Origin of the sequence: Ochrobactrum sp. BTU1 (assembly GCA_018798825.1) — a bacterium.
Lineage (GTDB): Bacteria > Pseudomonadota > Alphaproteobacteria > Rhizobiales > Rhizobiaceae > Brucella.
This window is the reverse complement of the sequence record CP076355.1, coordinates 1,017,341-1,042,501: the sequence shown is the minus strand read 5'-3', so window position 1 is coordinate 1,042,501 and position 25,161 is coordinate 1,017,341. Positions and strand designations below refer to the sequence as shown.

The window sequence follows — 25,161 nt, the reverse complement described above, 5'->3', positions numbered from 1 at the left end:
TTGCCAGGTTTGCCTGTGGCTAATTATAAAACCCACAGTCCCAAACGCAAACTGCTGCGTTCGATAGGACCGTTAGCTTGTCCAGTAGAGTTGTATCGGTTTGCGGGCGTGACGGAACACGGCGCGAACCGGCATTTCATTTTCGTCGTCGTTGGCGAGTGCTTTCTCAAGCGTTGCCTGCTTGGCAGCGCCTTCGATATGCAGAACAAGCATGTCTGCTTCCACCAATAGCGGCAAAGTCAGTGTCAGACGCTTTTCGCCAGCACCTTCCGCATGAATTGGCAGAACGACAGCTTTGGTCTTGGGATCGATTGCCTGATCAAGCCTGTCAGCATTCGGGAAGAACGAAGCCGTGTGGCCATCATTGCCCATGCCAAGCACAACAACATCAAACGGACGACGCAATGCGTCGATGCGATTTGCTGCTGCAAGTGCAGCGGTTTCTGCGGTCGCCGCCGGATTATAGAGGCCCACAAACTTCGCAACGCCTGCATGATCGCGCAACAGGTGGTCGCGTACCAGCTTTTCGTTGGAACGCTCACTGGTCGGTGCAACAAAACGCTCATCGACGAGTGTGATTGTAACAAGCGTCCAGTCGATCATCTTGCGAGACAGGATGTCGAACAGCTTGAGCGGCGTTGTGCCGCCGGAAACAGCGATCGTCGCTTGCCCCCGCTCGGCGATAGCGGCAGCCAGCTTGCCTGCAATCGCTTCAGAAAGCGACTGTGCCAATTCGGTTCCGCTGGTAAAATCGTGCCGTTCGATGCTCATGCCATACCTTTCAAGTCAGGACAGAGCGAGCACCCCCTACCAGGTATTCGCGCTCGCTCTTTCTGTTTGGCACAAAGACTGATCCGGAAATGTCTGTCAACGTCTCCGGGTCTTTGCTTTATCAGCTTTCGTGCCAGGTCCGTCCGTCACGCTCGATAAGAGCGATCGAAGACGACGGACCCCATGTGCCTGACGTGTAGCCCTGAACCTGCTGGTTGTTCACATCCCAACCCTTGAGAATAGGGTCAACCCAGCGCCATGCAGCTTCAACTTCGTCGCGGCGCATGAACAGGGTCTGGTTGCCACGAACAACGTCCATGATCAGGCGTTCATAGGCATCCGGGTTACGTTCATTAAACGACTCGGCGAAGCTCATGTCGAGCGGAACGTGACGAAGACGCATTCCGCCCGGACCCGGATCCTTGATCATCAGCCACTGCTTCACACCTTCATCAGGCTGCAGACGGATGACGAGCTGGTTGGCGACGACCTTGCCAGCATTTTCACCGAAGATCGAATGCGGGATCGGCTTGAAGGTGACGACGATTTCCGAAACACGCGATGCAAGACGCTTGCCCGTGCGCATATAGAAAGGAACGCCAGCCCAACGCCAGTTGTCGATTTCAGCCTTCAGCGCAACAAAGGTTTCGGTGTTGCTGTCGTCGCTGCCGAGATCTTCGAGATAGCCCTTAACAGGGCCGCCTGCGGATGCACCGGCGCGGTACTGACCGCGAACCGTAACGTCTTCGACATTGGCCGTGGTGATTGGCTTCAGCGAACGCAGCACCTTGACCTTTTCGTCATGCACGGCATCGGCTTCGAGCGACGAAGGCGGTTCCATGGCGACGAGGCAGAGAAGCTGCAGAATATGGTTCTGCACCATATCGCGAAGCGCGCCAGCGGTGTTGTAATAGCCTGCACGACCTTCGAGGCCGACGGCTTCGGCAACCGTGATCTGCACATGATCGATATGCGCGGAATTCCACAGTGGTTCATAAAGAGCATTGGCAAAGCGCAGAGCCATAAGGTTCTGAACAGTTTCCTTGCCAAGATAATGGTCGATACGGAAAATCTGGTCTTCGCGGAAAACGCTGCCGATGGTGTCGTTCAGCGCATTGGCGGATTCAAGATCGCGGCCAATCGGCTTTTCAACGATTATGCGCGTGTCGCGGGTGATGAGCCCATGCGACTTGAGGCGGCTTGCAATATCGCCAAACAGCGTCGGGCTAACTGCCAGATAGAATGCGCGAATCTTTTCAGGCTTCTTGCCGATAGCATCTTTCAGAGCGGCCCAGCCGTCTTCTGACTTCGCATCGACTGCAACATAGGTAAGGCGAGCAATGAAAGTCTCGACTTCCTTGGCGTCGATTTCAGAAGCTTTGACATGCTCGTTAATCGCATCGCGGGCAAACTTGCGATATTCCTCATCGGTCATGGCGCTGCGCGAAGCACCGATGATGCGCGTCGGCTCACTGAGCTGACCTGCACGCTGGCGCTGATAAAGCGCAGGAATCAGTTTGCGCTCGGCAAGATCGCCGGAACCGCCGAAAACGATACAATCGAAGGGCTCTACCGGTATTATCTGGCTGGTCATATATTGCTCTCTTCCACTTCTGACGCAAATCACTGTGCTAATAGCAGATTGCGATTTTCGTGCAGCCTTTGTCTATAATCTAATCGATTTAAATTCAACCGTCCAATATAACATTCTCGCGAATGTTGCCAATTACAGCTGTCTTTGCATTCCGGTTAACCGCATATGCATAGATGACATGTTCAACATAGAGCCACATGCAGGCATGAACACAGCTGTGCTGAACAAAGTTTTTAATGGTTTGACGGGCGGATCATATCTCTCATCCGCAAAAGGAGAATGACATGAAGAGGCTGCAGGATAAGGTTGCGATCATCACAGGTGCGGGATCGGGTTTCGGTTCAGCCATTGCGCGCCGATTTGCAGCCGAAGGTGCAAAGGTTGTGCTGGCTGATGTCAATGTGAAGCGCCTTGAAGACGAGCTAGCCGATATTGGCGAGAATGCATTGTCTGTGCAGGCTGATGTTTCGCGCAAGGATGATATGGAGCGGCTGGCGCGTGCAGCATTTGATAAGTTTGGTCGTATCGACATCATGATCAATAATGCCGGCTTCACGCATCGCAACATGCCGTTGTCGGAGGTGGATGAGCACAATTTCGATCTCATCAACGCGGTCAACATGAAGGCGATTTATTATTCGACATTGCTTGTCGTGCCGATCATGGAACATCAGGGCGGGGGTGTCATCATCAATACCGCATCGGCGATGGCCAATCGTCCACGCAAGGGCCTCACATGGTTTGCAGCTTCCAAAGGCTGGGTTGTGAGCGCCACCAAGGCGATGGCGCTTGAACTTGCTGAGAAGAATATTCGCGTCAACTGCATCTGCCCCGCCGAAAGCGAGGGTGAGGCTTTAGGATTGTTCCTGGCGGAAGATACCCCAAAGGCGCGTGAAGGTCTGAAAGCCACCATTCCGCTTGGCCGTTTCTCCAAACCGGAAGATGTGACCGAAGCCGCACTTTTCCTGGCATCGGATGCATCATCGATGGTGACAGGAACCGCGCTCAATGTTGATGGCGGGTATTCGATTTAATAGCCCGCTTCGCTCAGGAAGTCATTGAATATCGCTTCCAGTTTCTCGTGGCGTGCCGCCGCCATCTGGCTTCCGGTTTCAGTTTTGAAGCCGGAGGCAAGTTTGAAAAGCTTGGTGCGGAAGTGATCCAGCGCATAGCTTTTATCATCCAACGGGCGATTTTCGGCCATCGGATCGTTGCTGTCGTAAAGTGCGCTGCCCATGCGGCCTGCAATATAAAAGCAGCGCGCGGCACCAATTACCCCAATCGCATCCAGTCGGTCCGCATCCTGCAGTATCTTTGCCTCAAGCGTGCGCGTCTCGATATTGGCCGAAAAGCTGTGTGCCTCGATCACATGGGCGGTGGCGGCAATCCGTTCTTCATTCCATCCAAGCTCACGCAGAAGATTGGACGCTTTTTCAGCGGCCAGTCCTGATGCGCGATAGCGATCCGGCGAATTCTTTTCGCCGCTCACGCAATCATGGAGCAGGGCGGCGGCGAAGAGTATTTCCGCGTCGCCGCCTTCGGCCTTTTGAATTGCAGCAGCATTTTTCCATACGCGCGCAATGTGGGACAGATCATGGGAGCCGTCGGCGTTTGCCTCCAGGGTGTCCGGCAGAAGCTGTTCTGCCAGTGCATCGAAGGGCGCGAATGGTTGGAATGTCATGTCAGACTTTCAAAAAGGACTCAATTGTTGGGTTTACTATTCCCGCCATACGTCAGTTCTGTGAAGCCCTGCGTAAAACCATCCAGTTATAAAGCGCGCCCATCGCCATCAAGAGACAGGTGCCGATAAACACCCACGGCATACCCATGCGTCCACCGACAAAGCCACCGGCGACCGGACCCGCAACCTGCCCGACATATTGGGCTGAAACAGAGAGGCCAAGCACGCTGCCTGCAACACGGTCAGGCACATTGTGCCGGATGACGCTGCTGATGCAAGGTAAAAGGCCGCCCAGAGCCAAGCCCATAAGGAAGCGTAAACCGATCAGCTGCCAGGCTTCGGTTACGAAAGCCTGCGGAATCAGCAGGATTGCGGCAATCGCCAAAGCGCCAGTGATAACACGGGTATGACCGATACGATCTGCCAGACGGCCAAGACGAGAGGCCGACAGGATGCTGCCGAGCGCTGCTGCTGCCATCACGACACCGGAAATCAGAGTGACCTTGGTCTGGTCATCCATGAGCTGCATGACATAGACTGTGATGATCGGTTCGATCGACATATTGGCGAACATCAACAACATGCCGGTCGCAAGCATGGCAACGACGGGTCTGCGGTCGGGAACCGCTGCCCATATCGATTGCTTCTTTTGTTCCTTGTTTCGCTTGGGTGGTTTGCGATCTTCGCGGATCAGAAATGTCGTTGCAAGGAAGGTCAGGAAGATCACGCTGCCAGCCAGCCAGAAGGTTGCGCGGATGCCTATCAGCGGTGGAAGCGCGCCACCCAGCAGAGGCCCAGCCAGATTGCCTGCCATGATGCCGGCAGAAAGTGCGCCGAGCGCCCAGCCGGTCTTATCCTTTGGTGTCTGGGTCGCGACGAGGATCATGGAGCCGGACGAATAGCCGCCTGCAATCCCGACGAACAGGCGGAGTGCGACGAGCTGCCAGATATCTGTGACCATGCCCATCAGCGACATGGCAATAGCCATGCCAAGGCTCGCCCGGATCAGCATCAGCTTGCGGCCATAAAGATCGCCGAGCTTGCCCCAGAACGGAGCTACAATCGCGGCTGCGAGAAAGGTCGCGCCATAGGCAATGCCGGACCATTGCACGATAGCGGCATGATCGGCGACGCCCAATTGTTCAACATAAAGCGGTAGGAACGGCAGAAGCAGCGACATGGCAACGAGCGTGGTGAACGAACCGATCAAGCAGATGAGAAGGTTCTGCTTCCAGTAGCGTTCGTGAATTTCGTCTGTGACGGTCGCGTTCTTCGCATCCGCATTGATTGTAGCCTTGCCGCCGCTTGTGGCGTGCTGGGTGCTCATGCTGTGTTCCGTGTTTTTATGCGTGATTGCATTGTATGCCATTTTGGGATACCAAAACGGAATACACACATGCGCCTGTCCTGACGGCTTGTCAATTAGTTGCGCGCCAGAATTATTGAGGGTCCAATGTCACAGATGCGTCAAGTCGAAGAACAGCTACGTGATATGATCCTCGGCCTTGAACTGGGGCCGGGCGAGCGGCTGACCGAACGCTGGATCGAAGCGCAGTTTAATGCTTCACGCACGCCGATCCGCGCAGCGCTTTTGCGTCTTGAGGCGGAAGGGCTTGTCGGGCGGGAAGGGCGCGGCTGGACTGTTTCACCGATCAATCTCGCCGAGATTGAACAGGTCGGCGTTTATCGCGAGGCGCTGGAGATTGCCGCCCTCAACGTCACTTGCGCGATGGAAGATCGCAGTGGTGTGGAGGCAATTGCCGAAATGCTCAACAGTTGCGATGCCACAAGCACACGCGAGGAATGGCATCGTGTGGGTATGGATTTTCACATCGAACTCGCGCGACTTTCCGGCAATGAATTTCTGAGCCGTGGTGTCCGCGATGCTATGCAGCGGCTGTCACGCGCGCGCTGGCTTGAAGTGCGCGACGCGGACGCGCTGGCGCGTGCGTGGCAGCAGCATCGCGCTATTCTTGATGCAGTGCGGGAAGGAGATGCGTCGCAAGCGACAGCTCTGATGGCATCGCATCTTGGAGGAAGCCGGTCACGCCTGATCGACAATCTGCGCGAGGACCGGCGGGGTTTGAAAGCGCGTGGCTTTGCGGTGGTTAGCGGCTAAAAGCGTTTCCAGCAAAAGTGCGAAGCGGTTTTGCTGGAAATGCATAAAAACAGATAATTTTCACCATTCAGGCAGCTTGTGTCCTGCAGGGTCAAAGCGGGATGGTCGTCCTTCTTTGATCCCCACATCGCGCAGCAGATATTCCGGCGAATTTTCGCTGATGACGTAATGGCTCGGCTTCCGCTTGAACAAGCGTGCAATCCACGCACGCAGGCCGGAAGACGCGATTTTTTCAGGGCAAACAACGGCAATCGCTGATGAGTTGATCTCAACATCACGCATGGTCGATCTCGATTTTTTCTGAGCTTAGAGCCTAGTGGGAGGCTGGGCTGTCGGTTAAACTGTGCCTATAGTTATGGCGGAAAAACGCGTTGTTTTCCAATTGAACGTCGATTATGATGCATAAGGAGGACTTATGTATTATGACGTCGCCCTTACCGCCGCTCTCAGCCATTCGTGTTTTTGAATCCGCTTCCCGCCATGCAAGCTTTACGCGGGCTGCGGAAGAGCTTGGAATGACTCAGGCTGCCGTCAGCTATCAGATAAAATTGCTGGAAGAGCGTGTCGGCGCACCGCTCTTTCTGCGAAAGCCGCGCCAGGTGGAATTGACCGAACTGGGCAAGCGTCTCGCTCCTGCGATCAATGACGCATTTGAAACCATGAGGGCCGCCTTTGCATCGGCACGCGAAGATACACAGGGCGTTTTGACGATCAGCGCTGTGGTGACCTTTGCGTCAAACTGGCTCGTGCAGCGATTAGGATCGTTTCAGATGCGGCATCCGGCGCTGGCTGTACGGCTGGATACATCGAATGATATGGTCGATTTCGCAACCTCAAATGTCGATATGGCCATACGCAGCGGGCGTGGTGAATGGCCCGGCATGATCTCACATGAGCTGATTAAAGCGCAGTTTTCGCCGATGCTCAGTCCCAAGCTTATTGAGTCGGTCGGAGGTATTAAAGAACCGGCTGACCTGTTGCGTCTTCGCGCCGTTGACCCCACTGATCCATGGTGGAAAATCTGGTATAAGGCTGCCGGAATTGAAACCCCCGACATCAAGGGCAACGCATTCAGCCGGTATGGCGCGCAGCATCTGGAAGGGCGAGCCGCTGCAGCCGGGCAAGGCGTGGGTATTCTGACGCCTGCGTTTCATGCGGCTGAACTGGCATCAGGGCAATTGATTCAACCCTTTGATCTTCTTTGCGATGATGGACAGGCCTATTGGCTGGTCTATCCCAAAGCGCGAAAGAACATGCCCAAAGTCCGGGCTTTTCGTGAGTGGATTTTGGGTGAACTAAGTTAAGGCTTGCAGACGAATACAAAGGTCTTCGATTTCCGTATCTGCGAAAACCTCAATGCCATGGCCGCGAAGAAGAGTGGCAGTGACACCGGCACCAGAATGCTTCTGGCCGATGAATTTGCCATCATAGATCGTGCGACTGCCGCAAGACGGGCTACCATCGATTAACAGAGCAAAGCGGCAATCATTTGCTTGTGCCACGGCAAGTGCTGCCCGAGCACCGGCGACAAATTGTGCGGTTACATCGCCGCCGGTTTCTTCAATGACGCGGCCTTTCCCGGAAAGAACGGATTCACCATCGCCTCCCGCAGCGATTTCTGCAGGGAGGCGCGGCACGCTGAATCCCGCCATCAATTCGGGGCAAACTGTCACGAGTCGCCCTTCGGCACGCCATTTATCGACAAGCGGATGTGCAAGCGGCTTTGCCGATCCGTTGTAACGGACTGGATGACCCGCAAGGCAGGCGCTGATCAGTATTTTGCCGCTCATGGTGTGAACCTTTGATTATGGATGCGGATTGGGGAAACCATGCCGCTCGGCAAGAACTGCGAGAATAGCGTCTTTGTCCGAAACGAAAGCATTGCCTTCATTCTCGCCGGTCTGATGGAACGAGCGATCACCTTTCGTCAATATGAACAAAGGTAATGACTGGTTTTCTTCCCCCACAAGAGCAATGACTTCATGCCTTGGACGCGGCCAGGCGATCCGCTTGATGTCGAGGTCTTTCCCGAGTTCGGGAAAGGAAGCCAGAACCCCTTCCATCAAGGCGCAATGCTCGCAATAGAATTTTTGTCCGGGATAGGCCGGGTCTTCAAACCCCGGCTGCAAAAGGTAAAGTGTATCGCGATACATGATTTCAACTTCCATTATTGCTTTGGAACAGGACGCCATACAGCAGAATTCCTTAAACTTGAATCAGTTTAAGATAAAATTATGCTGTAAATATAAAGTGTTAGATCGACCTTTATGTGCCCAAAAGGGGCGCATAAAGGTCGCTCTAGTCATGCTTGAGAGACTCGGCTGAGCTCTTCATTCAGATTAGCAGCCAGTTCAAAAAAGCGCTGACGAATTTGCGGTGCAAAATCATTTGCACGTTCGATGGCATGGAAAACCTCTGGTGCATCATGGCGCACCATGCCGACTGCCTGCATGATGAGATCGAAGCTCTTCGTCGTCATACGCGTTGGCAACGGCTCCATCTGCACCAGCACTTTAGCGATCAGATGCGTGAGCCCCTGAACCATGGCCGCATCGCGATCATGGTCTTCGGGCGTTGTCATAATCACATCAAGTGCCAGTTGCTTGCGCAAGAATGCGCCGATGCGAAGCGCTTGCCTGCCGCGAACCGGGCAAATGGCAATCTTCAGACCAGCGATCCCGTTGCGTGCGCTTTGCGGACCAAACAACGGGTGCGTGGCGACAATATCGACATAATCCGGCAGGCCATTGAGCATGATTTTGGTGGGGCCAACCTTCACCGATCCGACATCCATAATCAGCGCGCCGGGCCGCAGATGCGGCGCGATAGCTCTAACAACGCCTTCAAGGGTTGATACGGGTGTTGCCAGAATAACGATGTCGCAACCGGCTGTATCTTCGATTGTCGCAAGTGTTACGGAGAGAGCGCCTGCAACATTATCCAGTCTGGCGACAGGATCATAAGCATACAGCCGGTAATAAGGGCTGAGGTAACGGGCGATAAGCTGCCCGAATGCACCAAAGCCGATAATGCCGATTGTTTTTTGCTGATGATTTTCGTCGAAAGACATAGACTGACCCCTGAATGGCTGGATCGCCAGAGGCACCGTCTTCAAACTAAACCGCTGGCAATGCAGCGGTTGAACTATGACAAAGCAAAACCACCGCTATATGAGCGGGGCGTAATAAGACCGGGTGTTGATGAGCGCTTTAATCATGGTGCCTTGCTATTCCTGCCGGGACGCATTGTCAATCACTTGAATGCGCCCGGCGTTCAATCGTTCAAAGGTTGCTCACACCGCCGTCGACCTGAATTTCCGAACCGACAACGAAGGTCGATTCATCGGAGGCAAGAAACACCGCAGCTTTCGCAAGCTCGACGGGCTTGCCCATCCGTCCAATTGGCACGAGCTTGCGTATATCCGCACGCAAGGCTTCTTCTTCATCGGCAGCAAGTCCCAGCTTGCCAAAAGCCGGCGTTTCAGTCGGGCCGGGGCTCAGACCATTTACACGAATGCCGCGATCGACAAGCTCGCCGGAAAGTGTCCGTGCGAGCGAAAGAATCCCCGCCTTGCTGGCAGCATAGACACTGCTTTGCGGTAAGCCGATATGTGCGCTGGCCGATCCGCACAGGATGACGGATGAGGGATTGGCAAAAAGCGGTAGCAACGCTTTGATGAGAAAGAATGGCCCTTTCAGATTGATCGCCATCAGGCGGTCATAGGCCTCTTCGGAAAAGTCCTGCAGCGGGCTATGGGTGACGTCGCCCGCATTTATGTAAAGGGCATCCAGGCGCGGCCATTGTTCTGCAAGCGCCTGTGCAAGCTGCTCCTGCGCCGCAACATCTCCTGAATCACTTTGGATTTTTAGAACACTGTCAGGCAGCTCGCGAGCAGCCGCTTCCAAACCCACCGCCTTCCGGCCTGTAATGGCCACGGTCGCCCCTTCAAGGGCGAACTGTCTGGCTGTTTCAAGCCCGATACCGCTCGTACCGCCTGTGATAAGCGTATATTTTCCTTCGAGACGACCCATAATTCACCTTTCTGCAGCCGAAGCATTTTCGCTTCCGGGAGAAAGGACATTGTGTCCATTAGTATCCAATGTATAGTAGGCACCAATTTGGTACTAAAGGAATAATTTTCTAATCTGGAGATCACGTCTATGGGTGACATATCGAGTGAGGTGTCCACCGACAGTCGGTGCCCCATGGTTGATTTCGTCAATCTGATTGCTGGAAAATGGGCGATACCGATCCTGTATCGGCTGATCGTCACGGATGGTCCTATCCGTTTTGGTGAATTGCAGCGCGCTGTCGCGCCCATTACCCAGAAAGAACTGACGCGGCAGCTCCGGTTGTTTGAAACGCGCGGGTTGATTACCCGCGTCGTTTATCCGGAAATGCCGCCAAGAGTGGAATATGAGGTGACGCCGTTAGGCAAAACCCTGCGTGATACGCTTGATTCACTTGCCTGCTGGATGCAGGCAAATGGATCAAAGCTGAAGGTCTGAAAGCTGTGTCTTATACCAAGGCGGCTAAAGATGCTGACGCATCACGCCTTGAGAAATTTCGAACGCTACTCGGGCTAACCAGAACTCCATGAGGCATCCACATAGAGTTTTGGTGTTATGCAGGCTGGTTGGCGGCGCGCATATAGCGAACCGTCGCAAACCACAGCACCACGCCAATGCCGAGGAGTACAGCGGCAATAGCATATTGTTCCGCATCGCGTCCGGTCCAGGGACCAGCAAGGAATGAGCAGCTGATTGCACCCAGTATCGGCAAAATCGTAGGCGTGCGGAAATGCTTGTGATCGACATGGTCGTTGCTCAAAACCAGCACTGCGACATTGACCACGGCGAACACGCACAGAAGCAACAATGCAGTCGTTCCTCCGAGCGCTGGAACGCCACCCGCAAACAGAATGAGGCCAATCGCCAGCAGCGAAGTGAAGATAATCGCAATATGCGGCGTACGGCGACCCTTATGCACCTTGCCCAACACTTCTGGCACCACGCCTTCACGCGCCATACCGTAAATAAGGCGACTTGCCATCATCATGTTGATCAATGCGGAGTTGGCAACGGCAAACATGGTTATAAGAGCAAAGACGCCGATCGGGAAACCGGGTGCACCAGCCTGAATGACCTTGAGAAGTGGGGTGTCGCCCTCACCAAGCTCGGCGGCGGAAACCAATGTAATGGCCGAAATGGAAACGAGCACATAGACAATGCCGGTAATGGCCAGGCCTGTGAGGAGCACTTTTGGGAAAAGGCGGCTTGGTTCTTTGCATTCCTCAGCCATGTTGACCGAATCTTCAAAACCGACCATCGCGAAGAAGGCGAGCGTAGTTGCAGCGATGACAGGCCAGAAAAAGCCGCTGCCTTCAGGCGTCTCGAAAGTCCAGGCACGTGATACATCGCCTTGGCCGCCAGCGATTGCCCATAGGCCGATGCCTATAATGATGAGCAGGCCTGTAACCTCGACAACGGTGAGAACCACGTTCATTTTTACGCTCTCGCCAACGCCGCGTAAATTGACTGCGGCAATCAGTGCAATAAAGCCGACTGCAATGAGCGGTATGCCCCATTCACCGAAACCCAAACCCAAGGATGCCTCGAAGTTTGCAGCAAAAGCACGTGACGCCGTGGATGCGGAGGTAATGCCCGAAGACATGACCGCGAAAGCCACAAGGAAGGTGATGAAGTGAACGCCGAAGGCCTTGTGCGTATAGAGCGCTGCACCAGCCGCGCGCGGATACTTGGTGACAAGCTCAAGATAGCTGCAGGCCGTTAGCAGCGCGACCACGAATGCGATGAGAAAGGGGAGCCACACAACGCCACCGACTTCTGACGCTACTTCACCTGTCAAAGCATAGATGCCTGTACCCAACACGTCGCCAATGATGAAAAGTAAAAGAAGGCCGGGCCCCATCACCCGTTTCAGTTCTGTTTTTCCTTCGCCCGCATTGTCGATCTGATTTTGCATCAAGTCCTCCTCATTCGGGGCTCAATCAGTTTTAAAGCTGCGCAAAGCCAAGATTTGCCGCAGCAAATGCAAGTATCGTCAATAGAAGTAGTTCAGACCTCTTTAATGACCCAATATATGAAGTGGTTCCAAACATCTGGCGTTTCCGGAATCGATGAGACAGATGGCCACTTAATCTCAATCAACATTTCCGAGTTTTCAAATTGCCCAAACTCCGTCGAAACAGCCCTCTTTCGCGGTAGAGTCTACGCCTAATCGTGGAGGCTTTAGCCCGGATTGCTGGAATATTTTCGGTGGGGTCATCGGCTATGATCAGATTCGTAATCTTGGGGCGAAGCAACAGAAGCAGACCATCCGCGTAACACGGATTTGAAGCTTCAGATTTTTGATTTGACGCATCGTGCTTTACAAAAATCCAAGCTGATTTAGCCCGATGCCTGTCATTCGAAGAGCGGAGGGATCCATGTCATCAGATAATTACCCACACTCGCCTCGCAATCGCGCGCGACGGCACTTTTTAGGCGCCGCCGCAGGAATGGCCGCCAAAGCTGCGGCTCTGGGCGCATTAGCTTCGTCGCTGTCGTCACTACCCGCACGTGCTTTGGGCACGAAATGGTGGGAGCATGGCGGCGGCTCTGGCACCAATTGCTTTCTCCGAGGCACACTCATCGATACCGCCAAAGGACCTGTCCCGGTAGAAACACTGGAGATTGGCGATCTGGTTAAAACGGTACGTGGTGAAGCGTTGCCGGTCCGATGGATTGGATGGCAATGTCTAGTGAGCTCCGGCGCGCAGTGGAATGAGAACATCATGCCGATCCGCATCAAGCGTCATGCGCTGGGCGGTGAACTCCCCCGGCGGGATCTTATGCTTTCCCCAAATCATGCGCTGTTTATCGATGGTGTTCTTATCCGCGTAAAAGATTTGGTCAACGCGCATTCGATCGCGCGCATTTCAGAGGATGATGCCATCGACTATTACAACATTGTGCTCGATAGCCACGAGGTGGTTTTTGCTGAAGGTGTGGCGGTTGAAACTTATCTCATGCAAGGTGAAAACTATCTGAGCTTTACGAATTTCGCTGAGTATCAGCAGCTTTATGCTGGTCAACCGAGTGTAACCATGACGCCGTTCGCGCCGATCATGGGATATGAAGGCGCACGGGAACACATTCGTGCTCTGCTGTGTATGAGCGGCGTGCTGCCCATACGCGATGTCGTGGAAGAAACATATCAGAAATTGGCTTCAGCATCGGTCCAAAAATCAATTTCAATTGTGGGAGGTCCGTTGCTTAGTTCACGAAGTCATGGTGCCTGAAGACGCGTCACTTAGAGTAACAGGGCACTAAACTTGCAGGCGATGCGCTCTCTGACGTGTCGCCTGCTTTTTTAAATCCGATCCATCAGCGCATACCACGAGAGCGCGAGAAAGAGCAGGGGTGCGCGGAACGTGCGGCCACCCGGAAACGATGGAATGCGCAGCTCTTCAAAGAGCTTGAGCTTGTCGCGCTTGCCGGAAAGGGCTTCCGCATAGAGCTTGCCCATGTAATTGGCGAGCATGACCCCGTGACCGGAATAGCCGCCTGCGGAAATGACACCCGGCATCACTTCGCGTACAAATGGCTGACGCGGCATTGTTATGCCAACGGAGCCGCCCCAGGCTTGCGTGATTTCAACCTTGTCGAGTGCGGGATAGATCTCCGCGATCTGTCGGCGGATATGTTCGCTGATGTCGCGCGGATTGTCTGCCGTATAGGCTTCACGACCACCAAACAGTAGGCGGCCATCTTTGGATTTGCGGAAATAGCGAACGACAAAGCGCGAATCGTCAATCGACTCCCCACCGGGAATGACTGGGCTATCAGCAGCCAAGGGCGCTGTTGCGCCTATGAAGGAACGGATCGGCATGACATGCGCAGCACTTGTCGGTTCCAGATCGCCACCATGAGCATTGACCGCAAGAAAGGCATTCTTTGCCGAAATCGTGCCGTGCGAGGTTTGAACTTCAACGCCACCGCTTGCTGTCGTTATCTTCGTGGCTTTGGTGTTCTCAAACAGGTGCGCACCGGCGGCTTGTGCCGCTTTCGCGAGCCCAATCACCAATTTAAGCGGGTGAATATGCCCCGTACCGGCGTCATAGAGGCCGCCGTGATAGCGGTTTGAACCAAGAAGCGCGGCCATTTCGGCGCGTTCGACATAACGGATGTGTGGGTAATTGAAGCGCGTAGCCATCAGTTCCACATGGTCCTGATAGTTCTTGAGATAGCGCTCCTTATGCACGGCCGAAATCTGGCCGGGCATATATTCCATGTCGATATTGTGCTCGCGGGAAAAGCCAAGCAAGTAAGTCTTGGCTTCTTCCGCAACGTCAAACAGGGCTTTGGCACGCTCAAAACCATATTGCTTTTCAAGATCTTCGGCCCAGATGCGCTGTCCTGTACCGAATTGACCGCCATTGCGTCCGGATGCACCATCACCGAAGCGTGCAGCTTCGACTAGCACAACATCCGCTCCCTGCTTAGCCAGATGATAAGCCGCTGAAAGACCCGTATAACCGCCGCCGATAATCACGACATCCGCCTGACGGGCACCGTCGAGCTCTTCATATTGCGGGCGCTCTGGAACGCTCACTTCATACCACGAGAAGCCGGGAGAGATAGGGCTTTGATAGGGCCGTTGATTAGGCATGCGGAACCGCTCAGACGTTGAGCAGCAGGAACTCACGTTCCCACGGGCTGATGACTTCCATGAAGGTTTCAAATTCGGCACGCTTGATCGCCGCATAAGTGGTGACGAATGAATTGCCAAACAGATTTCGTAATTCCTGATCGTTTTCAAACAGTTCTACCGCGTCGATCAGGCCGCGCGGCAGGTCGATTTCCTTGGTGTTGACGCTGGTTGAAGCTGGCTGATCCGCTTCAATCTTGTTCACCAAGCCAATCAGTCCACAAGCAAGCGAAGCAGCAAGCGCCAGATAGGGGTTTGCATCAGACGATGGAATGCGGTTTTCAACACGCCGACCACCTGGCTCAGAACGCGGTACGCGGAACGCAGTCGTACGGTTGTCGTAGCCCCATTTCACGTTGACAGGAGCCGATGCAGACGGAGTCAGGCGACGATAAGAGTTTACATAGGGTGCGAACATTACAAGCGCGTTTGGCACATGGCGCTGCATGCCGCCGATGAAATGGCGGAAGGCTTCGCTTTCGCTTCCGTCTTCATTGGAGAAAATGTTGCGTCCGGTCTTTTTGTCAACAATCGACTGATGAATATGCATCGCCGATCCTGGTTGGCCCTGGATAGGTTTGGCCATGAAGGTTGCATACATATCATGCTTGAGCGCTGCTTCACGGATTGTACGTTTGAACAAAAATACCTGATCGGCCAGTTCAACCGGATCACCATGGCGCAGGTTTATTTCAAGCTGGGCTGCACCTTCTTCGTGGATCAGCGTATCGATCTCAAGGCCTTGGCCTTCAGAGAAATGATAGATGTCATCGATCAGTTCGTCGAACTCGTTGACACCAGCAATTGAATAGCCCTGACCGCCACCGATCGCGCGGCCGGACCGACCGACCGGAGGTGTGAGCGGGTAGTCCGGGTCGGGGTTCTTACGGACCAGATAAAACTCGATTTCCGGTGCCACCACAGGCTTGAGGCCGCGCTTGTTATAAGCAGAAACCACCGAGCGCAGAACGTTGCGCGGGGTGAATTCAACCGCACGTCCATCCTGATAAACCAGATCGCAGATGACCTGCGCCGTGGCATCAGATTCCCATGGCACGGCGGAGAGCGTGGAAAGGTCTGGTAAGAGTCTCAGGTCGCCGTCGTCTTCGGGATATTGGAAGCCATGGCCGTCTTCAGGATAATCGCCCGAAATTGTCGTCATAAACACCGCCGATGGAAGCGCCAGCGAAGTGTTCGATGTGAACTTTTTCGACGGCATCATCTTTCCGCGGGCAACGCCCGCTTGATCGGGGGTGATGCATTCGATGTCTTCAATGTCTCGCCATGCCAGCCATTCTGTGGCTTGCTTCCAGTTTTTCACACCTCGAAGAGATTTGACATAAGCAGGCGTACGGCGACGCGGCGCACGCGTAACCTTCTTTTCCGTCGTATCAGCAGACATCCAACACCAAAAAATGATTTCGTATGTCTGTATGATAGCGGGGACACAAGACAATGACAAATGACCTTTGAGCAACAATGGCATTAAATATTGCAGTGCATTTTGCGGTGGAGGTTAGTCCTGTTTGGTGACCGCAACCCTTCGTCAGTATCATCGGTTGCCAGAGCGTAGGCAGCTAGATTCCCAGCAAGGCAAAGATGTGGATTGCCACTTTTGCGTAATGTTCGCGCCATGTTTGAGAAAAGAATTCCATAATGCATTTTTGGGGAGATTTTCTATATGCTAAGAACGATCAAGGCGGCTTTGGCAATGGCAGGCGGTTCATTGTTTGCAATGCTCGTCCTGCAAGGGCAGGCCACGGCTGCAAGTCAAAAACTCACCTGCATGATCATGCTCAATGCGAACAGCGGCGAGGTTATCGCCAAAGAGGGCGAGATTTGCGACAAGCGCAACAGTCCAGCATCAACGTTCAAAGTGCCATTGGCGCTGATGGGGTTCGAAAGCGGCATATTAAAGGACAGTCACAACCCGGTCTGGCCTTATAAGGAGGGCTATCCTGCGTGGCGTGAATCCTGGAAACAATCTGTCGATCCGAGCTATTGGGAAGAGCAGTCGGTAGTCTGGTTCTCTCAGGAGCTGACACGGAAGCTGGGGAAAGATAAGTTTCAGGTATACACAGATCGCCTCAACTACGGCAATCGCGATCTGAGTGGCGATCCGGGCAAGAATAACGGTATGTTGCGCTCATGGATTTCTTCGTCGCTGACGATATCGCCCAATGAGCAGGCGGATTTTCTCATGAAGATGGTCAATAAAAAGCTTCCGTTCTCGGAAGCTGCAATGACCAAAGCCATGGATATTCTGCCTAGCCATAAGCTGTCGAACGGCTGGACTGCCCATGGTAAAACAGGCTCGGCGTTTGAAACCGGGCCCAAGGGCAAGCCGGATCGGCGACGTCAATTCGGCTGGTATGTCGGATGGGCCGAGAAAGGCGATGAAAAGGTCGTATTTGTGCGCCTGAACCGAAACATGCTGGCCCACAATGCCGGTATGGGGCCGGTGACGCGTGACGAGCAGTGGTCGATACTGGAGAAGACACTTAAATAATCTGATTAGCGCGTCATTGGGATTTCTTTCGATGGCGCGCTATCGGTTCAAAGTCTAAAATGCTCTTTAATGGATGGGGCCGCAACAATCAGTTGGTCCACCAGATTTGGATCGCGTTCACGGATATAAAGGAACACTTGATTTCCGGCATCGGTGATCTGCTCGTTTGACAGGCCGCTTGTGCGGAGGTTGGCGGCTCCTTTGAGCAAAGCGCTCATCTTTTCTCCGGCAATAGTGCCCATCAGCCCTGAAAAAACACCAACAATACCGCTGCTTCCCGCAGCGAGCACATCGTGGTTTTCTGCCAGAAGCTTCGCATCCGGTAAAAGTTCAAAGACTTTCTGTCCGATTTCCGGTGTGGTGTGTTGCAACACGGAAAAAACTGATCCGGTTAGCTTTTCGGCAAGTGGCTGATCGATATTGACCCGATGTGCAATTGTGTCGACGAGCGATTGAATGGACATGGCGGCTCCTGATTGTATCCTGCGATAGTTTTAAGTGGCTCGCCTATTGATGGCAATTGTCTAGAACGCATCACGATTTGATTTAGGGCAGAACTTGCGGTGCTTGGCGAAGAAGCGCAAAGACTATAAACACCGTCCGTAACATTCTGGGATATGCATTGAAATGATCGTTCGTCCGCGCCCGCCCTTGTGGAAATTATTCTTCATCCTCAAAGGCTCAATCATCACGCGGATATTGCCACAAATCTTTGCGGTTTTCGTCCTGTCGCTCGTGGTGGTCTGGGCGCACCGCGCTTTTCCGGGCTGGGTTCCGGCTTTCAATAATGGCACAGCCTTCGCTCTGCTTGGCATAGCGCTTTCGATCTTCTTGGGATTCCGCAACAATGCCTGCTACGACCGCTGGTGGGAAGCGCGCAAAGTCTGGGGCAAACTTGTGCATCTGACACGAAGTTTCGCGCGTCAGACCATTTTGCTGGACCAATTGCCGGGCGAAGGCTCGCGGACGAAGCTACTTCATTATGTGATTGCGTTCACGCAGTCACTGGTGCCGCATCTTCGGCCAGATGATGGGCAAGCAAAAGCCCACAGATGGCTTAGCTCTGAGGAGCAAATAGCCATTACCGCAAGCCGCAACGGGCCGGATTTCATTCTGCGCAAAATCGGCGAAGTACTTGCAGAACTGCGCGTTGAAGGGCGCATTGATGCGATCGATTTCCAGACACTTGATGAAACGGTGAGAGGCTTTGCCGAAGTGCAGGCGGCTTGCGAGCGTCTGCGCTTTACACCAGTGCCGTTCGGCTACACCTTGTTGTTGCACCGCACGGCATATTTGTTCTGCTTTTTCATTCCTTTTGGTTTTGCCGATATGCTCGGCTGGGGGACGCCGTTCGCGACTACGCTGGTCGCTTACACCTTCTTCGGTCTTGATGCGCTGGGTGATGAACTGGAAGAGCCCTTTGGCACGTTACCCAATGATCTCCCGATCGGCGCGATTGCTGATACGATCGAGATCAATCTGCGCGAAGCATTGGGTGAAACCAGTTTGCCGGACCTGCCACAGCCGCAAGATTACTTGCTGATGTAAAAAAAGAACCCGACTGGCGAGGCCAGCCGGGGAGGTCAGTGCGGGTAGTCCAGCATGGATGAACTGGTATATCAAGGTATAATTGACGTTTTATGGATGAAACGATCAGTATGCGACACTTATGCTTGTCACTTTTCGTCGTCGCAGTTTCTCCCAAGCAAGTAAGAGTGCGGCAAAGGCTATTGCCGTGAGCGTCATGATGGGTTTTGGGTAACGATAACCGGGATCAGCAGATCCCTCCAGTTGCCTTCGCCATTCCCGTGTTGCCGTAGGCACACAAATTTAAAAGCATGGCGGCGAAGGCAATTGTTGTGAGCGTCATCATGGGTTTCGGGTAACGATAACTGGGATCAGCAGATCCCCCCAGTTGCCTTCGCCACCATGATGTCGAGCGGAGCGAACCAGCTCAACGGAAACACCGGCCTCGACTGCATTCATAACCGACTGATTGAGGCGGTGCAGATCATTGGCAAGCATACGGATCGCGCTTTGCTGATCGGTGCTCATCGAGGTTGATTGCTCTTCTGCTCTTTCCTTAACGCGTGCAATCGAAGCCATTGTTATTCTCCTCTCAAGAATTGGGCGTCACTCAGCAGCTGGACGGAACTGTGCTGTTTCGGTGGATTCCTTCATGGCGGTGGTCGAAGACTGGCCGCCGGTGATTGCGAGCGACACGGCATCGAAATAGCCGGTGCCGACTTCGCGCTGGTGTTTGGTTGCGGTGTAGCCATTGGCTTCGGCCGCAAACTCCGCTTGTTGCAGCTCAGAATAGGCTGCCATCTGACGGTCCTTGTAGCCGCGTGCCAGTTCGAACATGCCGAAGTTGAGCTGGTGGAAACCGGCCAGCGTGATGAACTGGAACTTGTAGCCCATTGCACCCAGCTCGCGCTGGAACTTGGCAATCGTTGCGTCGTCGAGATTCTTTTTCCAGTTGAACGACGGCGAGCAGTTATAAGCGAGCTTCTTGCCCGGATGTGCCTTGTGCACGGCTTCCGCGAAGCGACGAGCCTGTTCGAGATCGGGCTTGGACGTTTCCATCCAGATCAGATCGCAATAGGGCGCATAGGCGATCGCACGGGCGATACACGGCTCGATGCCGTTCTTCACCTGATAAAAGCCTTCTGCAGTGCGGCCCGCATTATAGTCAACGAAAGGCTGGTCGCGTTCGTCAATGTCTGAGGTCAAAAGCTTGGCAGCTTCCGCATCCGTGCGGGCGATAACCAACGTGGAAGTTCCCATAACGTCAGCAGCCAGGCGTGCTGCGTTGAGGTTACGGATATGGGCCGCAGACGGGATCAGAACTTTGCCGCCCAGATGGCCGCACTTCTTTTCAGACGCCAGTTGGTCTTCATAATGCACACCGGCAGCACCCGCTTCGATGAAGGCCTTCATGATCTCGAAAGCATTCAGCGGTCCACCGAAGCCTGCTTCCGCATCGGCAACAATTGGCGCAAACCACGTGTCGACCGACAGGCCTTTTCCTTCTGCTGTTTCAATCTGGTCGGCACGCTGTAACGTCTTATTGATGCGCTTGGCGAGTTCAGGTGCGGCATTAGCCGGGTAAAGCGACTGATCGGGATACATGGCTGAGGCCGTGTTTGCATCCGCTGCAACCTGCCAACCGGAAAGGTAGATCGCCTTCAATCCGGCGCGAACCATTTGCATTGCCTGATTGCCGGAAAGCGCGCCAAGTGCGTTGACGAAATCTTCCTCTTGGATGAGCTTCCACAGACGGTTTGCACCCATCTCGGCCAGTGAATACTTGATCTCCACCGAACCGCGCAGCCTTTTCACGTCTTCGGCTTTATGCGTACGCTGGATACCGTCAAAGCGGCCCTTGGGTGCCGAAGGGATGAGGCTGTAAAAATCTGTCATTTCGGTGTCTCCTCACACTTAGATCAGGTTTTTGAAGAGCAGATTATCGCCGCTCTTTCTGTGACTAGATTTACAATCCCGCTGCTTGAGCGGCCAGAAAAAGCAGCAGAAAGGCCAAATAATTGAGGTAATGCTGTCTGAAAATTGACTGAGCTAATCTGTAAAGTTGTAAATATTGTCAAACGTAAAATTTGAAGCTATTTTGTCACGAGTTGTAAAACTCATCATTGCTGGTTTGGGAGGACCTGATGAGCGAACGCAAGATTTTTGCCGGTCCACGCATCAGGCGCATCCGAAACGAGCGCGGTCTGACGCAGACATCCATGGCCGAAGCGCTTGGTATTTCGCCGTCCTATCTCAATCTCATTGAGCGCAATCAGCGTCCGCTGACGGTGCAGCTCTTGTTAAAGCTTGCCAGCGTTTACAAGCTCGATCTCGATAGCCTGCAGGCAGAAAGTGGCACGACGGTTGCGGGCCTAAAGGAAGTGTTTTCCGATCCGCTGCTGACGGGAGAATTGCCTGGCGATCAGGAGCTGGTGGAAATTGGCGAGGCAGCACCCAATGCTGCCACCGGGATCGTCAAGCTTTATCGCGCCTACCGTGAGCAGCAGCAGCGCCTTTCCGATCTCTCGCAGTTGCTATCGCACGAAGGCAGCGATGCGCAGCTTTCCGCCACGCGGTTGCCGCTCGATGAGGTCCGTGATGTCATGGGGCGTCGGCCCAATCATTATTCGCGTATCGAAGAAGAGGCGGAAAGTTTCTATGGCCTGCTGAAAGCCGATGGGGACCTATCGGGCGCGTTGAAAGAGTGGCTGCGGCGCGAGCATGGCATTACTGTGCGCACGCTGCCCGTCGCGACCATGCCGAATTGGCGCAGGCGTTATGATCGGCATTCGCAGCGACTGTTTATATCGGAGCGATTGTCGCCCTTTGATCAGTTGCAGGAAATCGCGATGGAGGCGGCGCTTATCCGTATGCAGGTGATAATCGGCGGCGAAACGGAAGCGCTGAAACTCTCGTCCAGTGAAGCAAAGCGCATCGCGCGTTTTGAGCTGGCGCGTTATGCGGCGCAGGCTTTGATGATGCCCTATCGCCAGTTTCGCGATGCGGCTGTGCGGACGCGCTATGATGTTGACGTGTTGCGCTCGCGCTTTGGTGTGTCGTTTCAGCAGGCGGCGAACCGGCTCACAACGCTTCAACGCCAGGGTAACTCTGCTTTGCCGTTCTTCTTGATGGAAATCGACCACGCGGGCAATCGCTTGCGCATGGCTGGTGCCGAAGGGTTTCCCCTCCGGTTTGGTGGGCAATGTCCCAAGCTGCCGGTCTATGCGGCCTTCACACAAGCGGGGCAGGTGTTGGTGGAACCAGCCGAATTGCCCGATGGGTCCGCTTTTCTGACAGTTGCGCGAACACTTGAAGGACCGCAAGGCGCTTTCAATGAGCGTCCGCGGCGCACCGCCATTCTTCTCGGCTGCTCGCTCGATGCAGGGGCAGAGACGATTTATGGTGCGAATAGTTCTCCGCGCACGGAAATTGGTCCAGCCTGTCGGCTTTGTGAGCGACAGGGCTGCATCACACGGGCCGAGCCGCCGCTTACCCGTCCATTGGGACTTGATGAAATGGTGGCGGGATTGTCAGCTTTCGACTTTCAATAGGGCCGGAAGATTTTGGCTTTGACGGTCTGCAAATGGCGTGGTTCTGCGCTCCCGGTGCTCATGTACCCAAAAGTACACTCCGCTCCGGTTCTCGAACCTCACTATTTTCGCCGCGTCATAGCCAAAATCTCATTGGTTCTTTGCGCTCGCATCGCAATTTTTGTGTTCGTCTTGTCATCACCCGGTTGACGAATGCTGCACAATCTAAAAAACTATGAAGTTGAAACAGTTTACCCACCCTTGAGCTGTACCTGGAATCAGGGTGCAGAATGGAGCACGCGATGAGGATGAAATCCTTTCTTCTGGCGACTACAATGGTTTCTGGCCTTGTAAGCGCCGCCGTATTTCCCGCAAGCGCGCAGGAGCGGGTTGTCAATATCTATAACTGGTCGGATTACATCGACGATTCGATCCTCAAGGATTTCACCAAGGAAACCGGCATCAAGGTCGTTTACGACGTTTACGATTCCAACGAAATTCTTGAAACCAAGCTTCTTGCAGGCGGCAGCGGCTACGATCTCGTGGTGCCATCGGGCGAATTCCTTGGCCGTCAGATCCCAGCAGGCGTGTTCTTGAAATTGGACAAAGACAAGCTCCCGAACCTCAAGAACATGTGGGACGAAATTTCGACCCGTGCGGCGACATACGATCCGGGCAACGAATATTCTATCAACTACATGTGGGGCACGACCGGCATTGGCTATAACAAGGCCAAGATCAAGGAAGCGCTCGGCACCGACACGATTGACTCGTGGGACGTGCTTTTCGATCCGGAAAAATCGGCGAAGCTTAAAGGCTGTGGCATTTACCTACTCGATTCAGCCAGCGAAATGCTGCGCCCGGCTCTGAACTATCTCGGACTTGATCCAAATTCCCCATCGCCGGAAGATCTCGAAAAGGCGCAGGAACTTTATCTCAAGATTCGTCCAAATATCCGCAAGTTCCATTCGTCGGAATATATCAATGCGCTGGCTAACGGCGATATCTGCATGGCCGTTGGCTACTCGGGCGACATCTTCCAGGCGCGCGATCGTGCAGAAAAGGCAAAACAAGGCGTAGAGATCGGTTACTCGATCCCGAAGGAAGGCGCGCTGATGTGGTTCGACCAGATGGCGATCCCGGCCGATGCGAAGAATGTGCCTGAAGCGCTCGAATTCATGAACTATATCATGCGTCCGGAAGTTGCAGCCAAGGCGTCGAACTTCGTGTTCTATGCAAACGGCAACAAGGCATCGCAGGAATTTATCGACAAGGAAATTCTTGATGATCCGGCTATCTATCCAAGCGATGAAGTTCTGAAGAAGCTCTTCGTACCGACACCTTATGACACCAAGGTGCAGCGTGTTGTTACACGCGCCTGGACCAAGATCGTCACAGGCCAGTAACAGTCGGATAATATGACGGCTATTATTAGCCGACGCGGGTTTACCCGTTGAAATTGAGAGCGGCTCACTGTTCATACAGCTGGGCCGCTCTACGTCTTGTAGTAGATCAATGGCAGGCTCTGCCTGTGAATGTCAGGTTCCTGATAAGTCGATAGGGGAACGGAATGGAATCTTTTGGCAGCTTTCGCCGCAAATTCGCACCCTGGAATGATCCGGCGGCGAAGCCTTATATTTCTTTTGAAAATGTGACCAAGATTTTCGGCGATTTTACTGCTGTTGATAATCTGTCGCTGAATGTTTTCAATCGAGAGTTCTTCGCGCTGCTAGGGGCGTCCGGTTGCGGCAAGACCACGCTGATGCGCATGTTGGCTGGTTTTGAAGAACCGACATCTGGTCGTATCACCCTTGATGGTCAGGATATGCGCGGCATTCCTCCCTATAAGCGCCCGGTAAACATGATGTTCCAGTCCTATGCGCTGTTCCCGCATATGACGGTTGAAAACAACATTGCTTTCGGTCTCAAGCAGGACGGCATGGCGAAATCTGAAATAGATGCCCGCGTTGCTGAAATGCTTAAACTCGTGAAACTTGAGCAATATGGCAAGCGCAAGCCGCACCAGCTTTCAGGCGGTCAGCGCCAGCGTGTTGCGCTGGCCCGCGCCGTTGCAAAGCGCCCGAAGGTGCTGCTTCTTGATGAGCCGCTTGGTGCGCTCGACAAAAAGCTGCGCGAAGAAACACAGTTCGAATTGATGGATCTGCAGGTCAAGCTTGGTCTTACTTTTATGGTCGTTACCCACGATCAGGAAGAGGCGATGACTATGTCTGACCGTATCGCTGTCATGGACAAGGGGCGCATCATGCAGGTGGCGACCCCTGCAGAAGTCTATGAAGCGCCGGGCTCGAAGTTTGTGGCCGACTTCATCGGGAATGTGAACATCATCGAGGGCGAGGTGGTAAAGGCTGCTAACGGTGAGGCTGAAATAGCCACCGAGAAATTCGGCTTCCACATTCAAACCGAGACCCGTGAGCAACTGAGCCCGGGCCAGAAGGTCTGGTATGCGGTGCGTCCTGAAAAGACACGCATCACCCGCGAAAAGCCGGAGGAAACATCAGTCAACGCGGTTGAGGGTGAGCTTTGGGATATCGCCTATTTTGGCGATATGACAGTATTCCACGTCCGCCTCGAAAATGGACATACCATCAAAGCTGCAAGTCTGAACGCCGTTCGCAAGACGGAGAATCCTTTGACTTATGATGAGCGGGTGTGGGTTTCGTTTGATACCGATGCCGGTTTGGTGCTGACAGCCTGAGG

General features: G+C 53.8%; 25 protein-coding genes. 10 read left to right on the top strand and 15 right to left on the bottom strand.

Annotation, left to right across the window (positions count from 1 at the left end; all coding sequences use genetic code 11):
• Positions 1–72 precede the first annotated feature (72 nt).
• Complete coding sequence (gene pgl, locus KMS41_16100) at positions 73–771, bottom strand: 6-phosphogluconolactonase (GenBank protein ID QWK79032.1); 699 nt, start codon at positions 769–771, stop codon at positions 73–75.
• Between the two features lie 121 nt (positions 772–892).
• Entirely contained in the window at positions 893–2,365 is a 1,473-nt protein-coding gene (gene zwf / locus KMS41_16095) for a glucose-6-phosphate dehydrogenase (GenBank protein QWK79031.1), read from the bottom strand.
• A gap of 284 nt (positions 2,366–2,649) precedes the next feature.
• Between zwf and KMS41_16090 the strand changes: the two genes are divergently transcribed.
• Positions 2,650–3,399, top strand: a complete 750-nt coding sequence (locus tag KMS41_16090; protein ID QWK79030.1) for an SDR family oxidoreductase — start codon at positions 2,650–2,652, stop codon at positions 3,397–3,399.
• Here KMS41_16090 and KMS41_16085 read toward each other — a convergent pair.
• A complete protein-coding gene (locus tag KMS41_16085; GenBank protein ID QWK79029.1) occupies positions 3,396–4,046 on the bottom strand; it encodes an HD domain-containing protein in 651 nt (216 codons plus the stop codon). The two genes, KMS41_16090 and KMS41_16085, sit on opposite strands and share 4 nt — an antisense overlap.
• A 52-nt stretch (positions 4,047–4,098) precedes the next feature.
• Positions 4,099–5,373, bottom strand: coding sequence for a multidrug efflux MFS transporter (locus KMS41_16080; GenBank protein QWK79028.1), 1,275 nt, complete (start codon positions 5,371–5,373; stop codon positions 4,099–4,101).
• Positions 5,374–5,499: 126 nt separating this feature from the next.
• On the opposite strand from KMS41_16080, the gene KMS41_16075 reads away from it, so the two are divergent.
• Complete coding sequence (locus KMS41_16075; protein QWK79027.1) at positions 5,500–6,165, top strand: GntR family transcriptional regulator; 666 nt, start codon at positions 5,500–5,502, stop codon at positions 6,163–6,165.
• 60 nt (positions 6,166–6,225) lie between these two features.
• Here KMS41_16075 and KMS41_16070 read toward each other — a convergent pair whose 3' ends face one another.
• Positions 6,226–6,447, bottom strand: a complete 222-nt coding sequence (locus KMS41_16070) for a hypothetical protein (GenBank protein QWK79026.1) — start codon at positions 6,445–6,447, stop codon at positions 6,226–6,228.
• Positions 6,448–6,587: 140 nt separating this feature from the next.
• Here KMS41_16070 and KMS41_16065 point away from each other — a divergent pair, with 140 nt between their 5' ends.
• A complete protein-coding gene (locus tag KMS41_16065) occupies positions 6,588–7,469 on the top strand; it encodes a LysR family transcriptional regulator (GenBank protein QWK79025.1) in 882 nt (293 codons plus the stop codon).
• Here the strand turns inward: KMS41_16065 and KMS41_16060 are convergent.
• The 4 genes from KMS41_16060 to KMS41_16045 all read right to left on the bottom strand — a co-directional run bounded on the left by KMS41_16060 (position 7,461) and on the right by KMS41_16045 (position 10,196).
• Positions 7,461–7,955 carry a DUF523 domain-containing protein gene (locus KMS41_16060; protein QWK79024.1) on the bottom strand — a complete coding sequence of 165 codons (495 nt, stop codon included), beginning with the start codon at positions 7,953–7,955 and terminating at the stop codon, positions 7,461–7,463. The genes KMS41_16065 and KMS41_16060 overlap by 9 nt on opposite strands.
• 15 nt (positions 7,956–7,970) lie before the next feature.
• Positions 7,971–8,318: a DUF3088 domain-containing protein gene (locus KMS41_16055; protein ID QWK79023.1), complete on the bottom strand. Its 348-nt coding sequence runs from the start codon at positions 8,316–8,318 to the stop codon at positions 7,971–7,973.
• A 149-nt stretch (positions 8,319–8,467) separates the two neighbouring features.
• Positions 8,468–9,235, bottom strand: a complete 768-nt coding sequence (locus KMS41_16050; protein ID QWK79022.1) for a prephenate dehydrogenase — start codon at positions 9,233–9,235, stop codon at positions 8,468–8,470.
• 211 nt (positions 9,236–9,446) lie between these two features.
• Entirely contained in the window at positions 9,447–10,196 is a 750-nt protein-coding gene (locus KMS41_16045) for an SDR family oxidoreductase (GenBank protein ID QWK79021.1), read from the bottom strand.
• A 129-nt stretch (positions 10,197–10,325) separates the two neighbouring features.
• Between KMS41_16045 and KMS41_16040 the strand changes: the two genes are divergently transcribed.
• On the top strand, positions 10,326–10,673 hold the full coding sequence (locus tag KMS41_16040) for a helix-turn-helix transcriptional regulator (GenBank protein QWK79020.1): 348 nt from the start codon (positions 10,326–10,328) through the stop codon (positions 10,671–10,673).
• A gap of 115 nt (positions 10,674–10,788) precedes the next feature.
• On the opposite strand, the gene KMS41_16035 is transcribed toward KMS41_16040, so the two are convergent.
• Positions 10,789–12,150, bottom strand: coding sequence for an APC family permease (locus tag KMS41_16035; GenBank protein ID QWK79019.1), 1,362 nt, complete (start codon positions 12,148–12,150; stop codon positions 10,789–10,791).
• 463 nt (positions 12,151–12,613) lie between these two features.
• Here KMS41_16035 and KMS41_16030 point away from each other — a divergent pair, with 463 nt between their 5' ends.
• The gene (locus KMS41_16030; GenBank protein ID QWK79018.1) at positions 12,614–13,468 is read left to right on the top strand and encodes a Hint domain-containing protein; all 855 of its coding nucleotides are present in this window, start codon (positions 12,614–12,616) and stop codon (positions 13,466–13,468) included.
• A 71-nt stretch (positions 13,469–13,539) separates the two neighbouring features.
• On the opposite strand, the gene KMS41_16025 is transcribed toward KMS41_16030, so the two are convergent.
• Together KMS41_16025 and KMS41_16020 are read right to left on the bottom strand one after the other, a co-directional pair.
• Positions 13,540–14,838, bottom strand: coding sequence for an FAD-binding oxidoreductase (locus tag KMS41_16025; protein QWK79017.1), 1,299 nt, complete (start codon positions 14,836–14,838; stop codon positions 13,540–13,542).
• A gap of 10 nt (positions 14,839–14,848) precedes the next feature.
• A complete protein-coding gene (locus tag KMS41_16020; protein QWK79016.1) occupies positions 14,849–16,279 on the bottom strand; it encodes a glutamine synthetase family protein in 1,431 nt (476 codons plus the stop codon).
• Between the two features lie 279 nt (positions 16,280–16,558).
• Here KMS41_16020 and blaOXA point away from each other — a divergent pair, with 279 nt between their 5' ends.
• Positions 16,559–17,386: an OXA-919 family class D beta-lactamase gene (gene blaOXA / locus KMS41_16015; protein ID QWK79015.1), complete on the top strand. Its 828-nt coding sequence runs from the start codon at positions 16,559–16,561 to the stop codon at positions 17,384–17,386.
• Positions 17,387–17,433: 47 nt separating this feature from the next.
• On the opposite strand, the gene KMS41_16010 is transcribed toward blaOXA, so the two are convergent.
• Positions 17,434–17,850: a DUF2267 domain-containing protein gene (locus KMS41_16010; GenBank protein ID QWK79014.1), complete on the bottom strand. Its 417-nt coding sequence runs from the start codon at positions 17,848–17,850 to the stop codon at positions 17,434–17,436.
• Positions 17,851–18,013: 163 nt separating this feature from the next.
• Between KMS41_16010 and KMS41_16005 the strand changes: the two genes are divergently transcribed.
• Positions 18,014–18,934 carry a bestrophin family protein gene (locus KMS41_16005; protein ID QWK79013.1) on the top strand — a complete coding sequence of 307 codons (921 nt, stop codon included), beginning with the start codon at positions 18,014–18,016 and terminating at the stop codon, positions 18,932–18,934.
• A 321-nt stretch (positions 18,935–19,255) separates the two neighbouring features.
• Here the strand turns inward: KMS41_16005 and KMS41_16000 are convergent, their stop codons facing one another.
• Both KMS41_16000 and aceA read right to left on the bottom strand, forming a co-directional pair.
• Positions 19,256–19,492, bottom strand: coding sequence for a hypothetical protein (locus KMS41_16000; GenBank protein ID QWK79012.1), 237 nt, complete (start codon positions 19,490–19,492; stop codon positions 19,256–19,258).
• 27 nt (positions 19,493–19,519) lie between these two features.
• A complete protein-coding gene (gene aceA / locus KMS41_15995; GenBank protein QWK79011.1) occupies positions 19,520–20,809 on the bottom strand; it encodes an isocitrate lyase in 1,290 nt (429 codons plus the stop codon).
• Positions 20,810–21,057: 248 nt separating this feature from the next.
• Between aceA and KMS41_15990 the strand changes: the two genes are divergently transcribed.
• From KMS41_15990 to KMS41_15980, 3 genes are all read left to right on the top strand, one after another.
• Complete coding sequence (locus KMS41_15990) at positions 21,058–22,464, top strand: XRE family transcriptional regulator (protein ID QWK79010.1); 1,407 nt, start codon at positions 21,058–21,060, stop codon at positions 22,462–22,464.
• A gap of 281 nt (positions 22,465–22,745) precedes the next feature.
• Positions 22,746–23,849, top strand: coding sequence for a polyamine ABC transporter substrate-binding protein (locus KMS41_15985; protein QWK79009.1), 1,104 nt, complete (start codon positions 22,746–22,748; stop codon positions 23,847–23,849).
• 164 nt (positions 23,850–24,013) lie between these two features.
• The gene (locus KMS41_15980) at positions 24,014–25,159 is read left to right on the top strand and encodes an ABC transporter ATP-binding protein (GenBank protein ID QWK79008.1); all 1,146 of its coding nucleotides are present in this window, start codon (positions 24,014–24,016) and stop codon (positions 25,157–25,159) included.
• Positions 25,160–25,161: the final 2 nt, after the last annotated feature.

What these genes read in the sequence shown, in the direction of transcription:
- KMS41_16080 (QWK79028.1), bottom strand. Translation starts at nt 5,373, where the DNA reads ATGAGCACCCAGCACGCCACAAGCGGCGGCAAGGCTACAATCAATGCG.
- KMS41_16025 (QWK79017.1), bottom strand. Translation starts at nt 14,838, where the DNA reads ATGCCTAATCAACGGCCCTATCAAAGCCCTATCTCTCCCGGCTTCTCG.
- KMS41_16030 (QWK79018.1), top strand. Translation starts at nt 12,614, where the DNA reads ATGTCATCAGATAATTACCCACACTCGCCTCGCAATCGCGCGCGACGG.
- KMS41_16045 (QWK79021.1), bottom strand. Translation starts at nt 10,196, where the DNA reads ATGGGTCGTCTCGAAGGAAAATATACGCTTATCACAGGCGGTACGAGC.
- KMS41_16000 (QWK79012.1), bottom strand. Translation starts at nt 19,492, where the DNA reads ATGGCTTCGATTGCACGCGTTAAGGAAAGAGCAGAAGAGCAATCAACC.
- KMS41_16065 (QWK79025.1), top strand. Translation starts at nt 6,588, where the DNA reads ATGACGTCGCCCTTACCGCCGCTCTCAGCCATTCGTGTTTTTGAATCC.
- KMS41_16055 (QWK79023.1), bottom strand. Translation starts at nt 8,318, where the DNA reads ATGTATCGCGATACACTTTACCTTTTGCAGCCGGGGTTTGAAGACCCG.
- KMS41_16075 (QWK79027.1), top strand. Translation starts at nt 5,500, where the DNA reads ATGTCACAGATGCGTCAAGTCGAAGAACAGCTACGTGATATGATCCTC.
- KMS41_16010 (QWK79014.1), bottom strand. Translation starts at nt 17,850, where the DNA reads ATGTCCATTCAATCGCTCGTCGACACAATTGCACATCGGGTCAATATC.
- zwf (QWK79031.1), bottom strand. Translation starts at nt 2,365, where the DNA reads ATGACCAGCCAGATAATACCGGTAGAGCCCTTCGATTGTATCGTTTTC.
- KMS41_15985 (QWK79009.1), top strand. Translation starts at nt 22,746, where the DNA reads ATGAGGATGAAATCCTTTCTTCTGGCGACTACAATGGTTTCTGGCCTT.
- aceA (QWK79011.1), bottom strand. Translation starts at nt 20,809, where the DNA reads ATGACAGATTTTTACAGCCTCATCCCTTCGGCACCCAAGGGCCGCTTT.
- pgl (QWK79032.1), bottom strand. Translation starts at nt 771, where the DNA reads ATGAGCATCGAACGGCACGATTTTACCAGCGGAACCGAATTGGCACAG.
- KMS41_16005 (QWK79013.1), top strand. Translation starts at nt 18,014, where the DNA reads ATGATCGTTCGTCCGCGCCCGCCCTTGTGGAAATTATTCTTCATCCTC.
- KMS41_15990 (QWK79010.1), top strand. Translation starts at nt 21,058, where the DNA reads ATGAGCGAACGCAAGATTTTTGCCGGTCCACGCATCAGGCGCATCCGA.
- KMS41_16060 (QWK79024.1), bottom strand. Translation starts at nt 7,955, where the DNA reads ATGAGCGGCAAAATACTGATCAGCGCCTGCCTTGCGGGTCATCCAGTC.
- KMS41_16020 (QWK79016.1), bottom strand. Translation starts at nt 16,279, where the DNA reads ATGTCTGCTGATACGACGGAAAAGAAGGTTACGCGTGCGCCGCGTCGC.
- KMS41_16085 (QWK79029.1), bottom strand. Translation starts at nt 4,046, where the DNA reads ATGACATTCCAACCATTCGCGCCCTTCGATGCACTGGCAGAACAGCTT.
- KMS41_16040 (QWK79020.1), top strand. Translation starts at nt 10,326, where the DNA reads ATGGGTGACATATCGAGTGAGGTGTCCACCGACAGTCGGTGCCCCATG.
- KMS41_16035 (QWK79019.1), bottom strand. Translation starts at nt 12,150, where the DNA reads ATGCAAAATCAGATCGACAATGCGGGCGAAGGAAAAACAGAACTGAAA.
- KMS41_16070 (QWK79026.1), bottom strand. Translation starts at nt 6,447, where the DNA reads ATGCGTGATGTTGAGATCAACTCATCAGCGATTGCCGTTGTTTGCCCT.
- KMS41_15980 (QWK79008.1), top strand. Translation starts at nt 24,014, where the DNA reads ATGGAATCTTTTGGCAGCTTTCGCCGCAAATTCGCACCCTGGAATGAT.
- blaOXA (QWK79015.1), top strand. Translation starts at nt 16,559, where the DNA reads ATGCTAAGAACGATCAAGGCGGCTTTGGCAATGGCAGGCGGTTCATTG.
- KMS41_16050 (QWK79022.1), bottom strand. Translation starts at nt 9,235, where the DNA reads ATGTCTTTCGACGAAAATCATCAGCAAAAAACAATCGGCATTATCGGC.
- KMS41_16090 (QWK79030.1), top strand. Translation starts at nt 2,650, where the DNA reads ATGAAGAGGCTGCAGGATAAGGTTGCGATCATCACAGGTGCGGGATCG.